Raw genomic sequence first — 6309 nt, 5'->3', positions numbered from 1 at the left:
CATATAATGGTAAAGACGAATTTAAATTAGTATGTGATAACGTAAATCAAATGACTGATAATTTAAGTCATAGCTATCAGCGTCTAGAAGAATCTGCCAAAACCGATATTTTAACTTTATTACCTAATCGGAATGCAATATACAATGTAATGGATAATTTATTAAATACTCAAGAAAACCAAGCCTGTATACTACTTGATTTAGACGGTTTCAAATATATTAACGATAGTTTAGGACATGATTATGGTGATGATGTATTAATATCAGTTGCTAAAGTATTGCGCAGTGAAGCCACTGAAACAGTACACATATCACGCTTAGGTGGTGATGAATTTTTATTGTTTATTAGTAACTATGAAAACAAAGAAAATGTAATGATGATTGCTGAAAGTATTTTAAATAAAATAAATTCAATTACAACAGCAATTGATAAATCAGTTCAAGTATCTGCAAGTTTAGGAATTTCATTTATTGACACTTTGGACAACAATAAATCACAACTAATTAAAAAAGCAGATCTCGCTATGTATGCAGTCAAAACAAAAGCTAAATCCGGAATTGAAATCTATAAGGAAGAATTCTCTTTATAAATAATACCCCTAATAAAGCAAAAATGTCTAACTGGTGATTAGACATTTTTACATAGATACGGTGAGGTAAAATAACGATAAAGTATTTCGCTTACTTTCGCCAAAATAATAACTAATGATAAATAAAGAGTTAATTATTTTTTTACATTTATATTTTCTAACATCAAGGTTATATAGCGGTTATAAACTAATTACTTTTACATTATTATGAAAATATAAAAATGCTGATTTCTCAGCATTTAAACTTATAACCCAAAGATAAATGATACAACACAACACACAACTACTAGTGATAATAAGATTGTAGTTGTTTTAACTTTTTTACCAATAATCCAATACATAAATCCAAATACAGATAATTGGATTAAACAAGGCATAATTTGATCAAGATAATAGGTTAATGGTTGTGCAAAATCTCCACTACCTACCATAATTGGTAAATCTAGCCATATTTGTTGACAAATCATTCCACCAATAACCATTAATCCAATAATACCTGCATAATAAGACACCTTATTCATAATACCTGTTTTTGCAATTTTTTCAATGAAACTTGAACCAAATGAATATCCAAATTTTAAACTATAATAACGAATAATAAATGCTGGTATATTAAATATTAATAAATATAGAATAGGGCCAAGAATATTTCCTGCAGATGCAAATGAGATTGCAATCCCTGCTGCAATAATTCTTAATGTCCCTGGAATTAGTGAATCTCCAATACCCGCTAATGGCCCCATTAATGATGTTTTAACTGCATTTATTGAATTGCCATCAAAGTTATTATTGTTAGCATTTTCTTCTTCCATTGCTGCGTTAATACCCATTAACAATGGAGAAATTTGTGGTGTAATAGCCATAAATTCTAATCCACGTCTTAATGCTTCAATTCTCTTTTCTACATCTTCTTTATTAGGATATAACTTACGTACAACTGGTGTTAGTGCATAAGAATAAGCAATGTGTTGTTGACGTTCATAGTCCCAAGAAATATCTAATTGACAAGAACGAATAAAGATTTGATTCAATTCTTTTTTAGTTAGTTTTTTCATACTATTAGAACTCATTGTCATCTTGTACACCCCCATCCATTACTACTGTGTTATTTTTCTTTTCATTGAAATATAAGAATGCTACGATACATGCCCCAATTCCTGCAAGACCTATGATTGGCATATTTAAATATGCACATAATAAGAAACCTAAGAATAAGAAACATGCTAATTGCTTATTCATAATCATTCTAGCAATCATTGCAAACCCAATCGCTGGAATTAATCCTGTCGCATAATTTAATCCACTATTTAACCATTGTGGAATACTTGCAATAACTGTCTCAATGACTGGTTGGCCAAAATAGAATGCTAAAGCGACAATCCCTGCTTGTGGAATTATTTGTACCACAATTGCTAAATAATGCATCATATCGACCCCATTGCAATCACCTTTATCTGCATAACGATCTGCCCTATGTCCTATAATAGGAACAACAAACATCATCATAAAGTTTGATAAAAGTGCTGTCAACGTTGCTACTGGAACAGCTAATAATACCGCTGAAGCAACATCTGCACCTGTTAAAATAACATATGCAGTTCCAAGAATTGCACCAGAAGTATAATCTGGTGGATTACTTGCCCCAATTGGGAAAGCACCCAACCAAACAAGTTCTAATGTTGCACCTGCAATAATACCTGTTCTTAAATCGTTTAAAGCGAATCCCACTAATGTAGAAACAACTAGTGGTCTACCAATGTTTGAACTAGCAAAGAAGCTATTCAAATAACCAAAGGCAGCAATACAGAAAATCAATAACGCTTGTACTACCATTTTTACTATCCTCCTCTTTTTATTTAATAAGGTCCATTACATCTTGACCCTTATCTTCCGGTATCATTTTTACTTCAACTGCAATACCACGTTGATTCATATCTTTTAGTTGTATAACTTCTTCTGGTGAAACGAATACCGCCATTGATATTTGTTTTTTACCTTCTTCGGTTTTTACACCACCAAGATTAACTTTATTAATTGATGGAACATGTTTAGTAAGTTCATTTGCATCTTTAATTGACTCTAGAATTATCATCAAATGATATTTATCAGTTACACCTGAATTCAATGCAGTGATTGAATCTTCTAAACTTTTAATAACTAATTTTACACCACTAGGAGCCGCCATTCTTAATACCGAACTACGAAGACTATCTTTTGCTACTTCATCATTGGCAATTAGAATGCAATCAGTACCTAAGCTCTTTGTCCATGCATAGGCAACTTGACCATGAAGTAATCGGTGATCAATTCTAACTAGTTTTATCATTTTATTAACCTCTCATTTTTTTCACAATATCAGTAATTTCTTTAACATGTTCTACGCAAACATCACCTGTATCAATACGTGTATCTTTAAAGTAGCTTCCAATGATTGCCGCATCTGCGATACTTAGCTGTTCTTCTAATGTTTCTTTAGTTATACCTGCCGCAACAATTATTGGAAAATCCTTAACAGTTTCTTTGAACTGTTTAATTTTTTCAATTGATGTATTTTCACCAGTTGCTTCACCAGTAACACAAATTCCATCACATCGACTCATCGCAATTTTCAAATCATCTTCAACGGTATGAATTGATAATACTGGCTGATACTTAAACCTAACTCCTCCAATAAGACACGCATTAGAATTTTCTCTTTCAAGTTTAAAGAATTCATGCAATGAAGGCTCATCCCTTTCCTTAACATGTCCTATAACAGAATCAATTTGCACAAATTGTGCATGATACTTATTCGCTAAATGAAACCCCAAATGATCAACATTTAAACAATTAACACCATACGGTATTGAAAGTTTACTATCTTCAACATATTTTAGTATTCTTTCTAATTGGTAATAATTTCCAAAATATGTCTCTAGAATAATGCCATCAATTCCATTGTCGATATAAATATCTATTTCTTTTTTAGCTCTTTCAAATACATCTTCATCATCATTTCCTTTTAAATGAATCATTCCAATAATTGGTTTTTCATTTTGGAAAAGTGATAGAAAGTCTTTATTCATTTTTCTTCCTCTTTCTAAAAGTCATCTTCGACTTGATTTGATTGTTTTTCAAATTCTATGAATTTTATTCCATCTTTTGTTTCCTGTACTATTTCCTCAATATTAAGTGTTGTTAATGGATCAATATAACTTAACAATAAATTTAGCACCATTGATAAACATAAACCCGTAAATAACTTAACATTCGGATAAAGTGTTAACGGCACCATCGCTGAACAAACACTTGCTCCATACAAATCAGTAACAATTACAAATTCCATTTCTGGATTATTTTGTACTTCGATAACTAATTTTGCTGCATAATCCGATGGAGCCTCTCCTGGCAATAAGCAATACGTTTCTATCTCTTCTGCTAGATGTCCAGTAATTAGTTTAGCGGCATCTTTCATTCCCTCCGCTAGATGTCCATGTGATGCTAAAATTAACTTTCTCATATTTCCTCCTCTTTTGGGCGCAATAAAAACATCTTTATAAGATTAATTTTTCTCAAATTTAATAGTCGTTATTTGTTACTAGATCTAACTGAAAATTTATATATATCAGTACGAATATATTGCTCGTTATAATATAGAACTTGATTCATATCGCCTACTACTAGTTGGCTAATATAAAGTAATGGTGTTCCTACTACACAATCTAAATTCTTTGCTTGTTCTTTTGTAGCATATTTTATTTCTATAACATCATCAAAGAATTTAGCTGTATTACCCGTATTCTCCCTTATTACATCAAGTAAGGGTTGTTGCTCAATATCTTTATTCAACATGAAATTAAAATCAGAAATAAAGTAATCTTCTTCTATCATGCTTGCTCTACCATCAATGAATCTTAAACGCTGAATATGAATAACTTTTTCTTGATCATTAATGTTTAAGTTCTCACAAATTCTTTTATCAACACTTTTCAAACCTTTAGATATAACTTCTGTACTAGGGACTTTACCCATTTGTATACACGATTTTGTAAAACTTCCTTCGGCACTTACACTTTCGACATAAACTGGTAATGATACAAATGTTCCTTTACCATGTTTCTTTACAAGTACATTATCATCACAAAGTTTTTGTATCGCACTTCGTACTGTGATACGACTTATCTTATAAATTTGACTAAGCTGTTCCTCTGAAGGAATTTGACTCCCTACCGGATATTCGCCAGTTGTGATTTTCTCCATGATCTCATCATAAAGCTGTTGATATAAAGGTGATGCAACATTATTATGTAAATTGCTCATAATTTCCTCCGCTGTATATCTGCATTATATCACACATTTTATAATACGTGTTATGACATCTCTTTTATATAAGACATCATAACACATATTATCGTGTTGTCAAATTAAAAATCTCACCTTTTTACAAGTGAGATCTAGTTTATTTTGTTAACAATTCTTCAAATTCTGCTTTCGGCATTGGTTTAGCATAGTAGAAACCTTGTGCAATATAACATGATAACTGTTTTAATAAGTTAACTTGTTCGATTGTTTCTACCCCTTCAACCACAACAGACATTTTCAATCCTTTTGCAAGAGACACAATGTTACTTAAGATAAATTCAGCACGTTTACTATTTTCAGCATCCGTTAAAAACTCTCTATCTACTTTTAGCACATCTGCCTCGATATCCTTCAATAAGTTAAACGAAGAATATCCACTTCCAAAATCATCTACACAAACCAAGAATCCCTTAGATCTTAATTCGCTACATATTTTGCCAAACTCATCAATATTTTCATGGATAATAGTTTCCAATAATTCAAGTTCGACAAGATGAGGAGGTAAATCATATTTTTTAATTATTTCTTCTAACCGTTTTACATATCCTTCTCCATAGATTAATGCTTTAGATTGATTCACAGAAATTGGTAACGGAGTTATGCCCCTTGATAGCCAATCTCTTTGCATCTTACACACTTCTTCCAGTATAAACATATCTATGTTAACAATGAATCCATTTTTCTCAAATAATGGTATAAAATCTATTGGAGTAATCACTTTACCATCTTTTATCCAACGAACTAGCGCCTCAGCACCCACCATCTTACCTGTTTCGATATTTATCTTAGGTTGGATGTAAGCATGAAACTCATTCATATGTAGAGCTTCATACATAACGTTTTCAATTTCCTTTTCTGAAATTGCATTTTTACGCATTTTTTCTATATAGAAACTGAATTTGCGTTCTGACTCTTGTTGTTTTGCCATTTGATGCGCCATAGTAGCTCTATCCATAATTAGCCCAACGTCTTTTTCATTTACAGGTATTTTATATACCCCCGTTGTAAAATTAACTTTATATTGCTTACTACCTTTATTTAATTCTTCTTTAAAACTATTTCTAAATTCAGTACCCATCGCTATAACTTCTTCATCCGAATTGCGCTTTACCAAGCACATGAAGTTATCACCACTCTCATGACAATATAAATCTTCATTTGTTAAAATCTTTGAAATTAACTTATTCATTTCAAATAAAACAAAGTCACCTTCAGAGTAGCTATACATATCATTGATCATTTTAAAATTATCAACATCAATTCTAACCATATACAAATCAGATTTATAATTAGCTAATTTATCTTTCACTAAAATTCTAAATTTATTAATATTATTACAATTTAATAAAGGATCTATATACGCTAATTTTTCCAATTT

General features: G+C 31.0%; 8 protein-coding genes. 1 reads left to right on the top strand and 7 read right to left on the bottom strand.

The features are described 5' to 3' along the window. Positions 1-590, top strand: a 590-nt coding sequence (locus RR430_RS04315; RefSeq protein WP_332508707.1) for a GGDEF domain-containing protein, incomplete at its 5' end; no start/stop codon positions are given. A gap of 245 nt (positions 591-835) precedes the next feature. Here the strand turns inward: RR430_RS04315 and RR430_RS04310 are convergent. From RR430_RS04310 to RR430_RS04280, 7 genes are all read right to left on the bottom strand, one after another. Beyond that, positions 836-1666 carry a PTS system mannose/fructose/sorbose family transporter subunit IID gene (locus RR430_RS04310; protein ID WP_332488210.1) on the bottom strand — a complete coding sequence of 277 codons (831 nt, stop codon included), beginning with the start codon at positions 1664-1666 and terminating at the stop codon, positions 836-838. Then, the gene (locus tag RR430_RS04305; protein ID WP_332488212.1) at positions 1650-2423 is read right to left on the bottom strand and encodes a PTS mannose/fructose/sorbose/N-acetylgalactosamine transporter subunit IIC; all 774 of its coding nucleotides are present in this window, start codon (positions 2421-2423) and stop codon (positions 1650-1652) included. The genes RR430_RS04310 and RR430_RS04305 overlap by 17 nt, the downstream gene beginning before the upstream one ends. A gap of 19 nt (positions 2424-2442) precedes the next feature. Next, entirely contained in the window at positions 2443-2916 is a 474-nt protein-coding gene (locus RR430_RS04300; protein ID WP_332488213.1) for a PTS system mannose/fructose/N-acetylgalactosamine-transporter subunit IIB, read from the bottom strand. A 4-nt stretch (positions 2917-2920) separates the two neighbouring features. Further along, positions 2921-3655 carry a BtpA/SgcQ family protein gene (locus tag RR430_RS04295; RefSeq protein ID WP_332488214.1) on the bottom strand — a complete coding sequence of 245 codons (735 nt, stop codon included), beginning with the start codon at positions 3653-3655 and terminating at the stop codon, positions 2921-2923. A gap of 14 nt (positions 3656-3669) precedes the next feature. Continuing rightward, positions 3670-4089 (bottom strand): PTS sugar transporter subunit IIA, encoded by a 420-nt coding sequence (locus RR430_RS04290; RefSeq protein ID WP_332488216.1) that lies wholly within the window; start codon positions 4087-4089, stop codon positions 3670-3672. 68 nt (positions 4090-4157) lie between these two features. Next, on the bottom strand, positions 4158-4889 hold the full coding sequence (locus RR430_RS04285; RefSeq protein ID WP_332508706.1) for a GntR family transcriptional regulator: 732 nt from the start codon (positions 4887-4889) through the stop codon (positions 4158-4160). A 139-nt stretch (positions 4890-5028) separates the two neighbouring features. Further along, positions 5029-6309: putative bifunctional diguanylate cyclase/phosphodiesterase (locus RR430_RS04280; protein WP_332508705.1), on the bottom strand; the 1281-nt coding region annotated here is incomplete at its 5' end.

This window comes from Anaerorhabdus sp. (assembly GCF_036641015.1).
In the GTDB taxonomy this organism is placed as follows: Bacteria; Bacillota_I; Bacilli_A; order Erysipelotrichales; family Erysipelotrichaceae; genus Anaerorhabdus.
This window is presented reverse-complemented; position numbering and strand designations above follow the sequence as displayed.

Coding starts and splice junctions, on each gene's coding strand:
- RR430_RS04310 (WP_332488210.1), bottom strand. CDS start 1,666: ATGACAATGAGTTCTAATAGTATGAAAAAACTAACTAAAAAAGAATTG.
- RR430_RS04305 (WP_332488212.1), bottom strand. CDS start 2,423: ATGGTAGTACAAGCGTTATTGATTTTCTGTATTGCTGCCTTTGGTTAT.
- RR430_RS04300 (WP_332488213.1), bottom strand. CDS start 2,916: ATGATAAAACTAGTTAGAATTGATCACCGATTACTTCATGGTCAAGTT.
- RR430_RS04295 (WP_332488214.1), bottom strand. CDS start 3,655: ATGAATAAAGACTTTCTATCACTTTTCCAAAATGAAAAACCAATTATT.
- RR430_RS04290 (WP_332488216.1), bottom strand. CDS start 4,089: ATGAGAAAGTTAATTTTAGCATCACATGGACATCTAGCGGAGGGAATG.
- RR430_RS04285 (WP_332508706.1), bottom strand. CDS start 4,889: ATGAGCAATTTACATAATAATGTTGCATCACCTTTATATCAACAGCTT.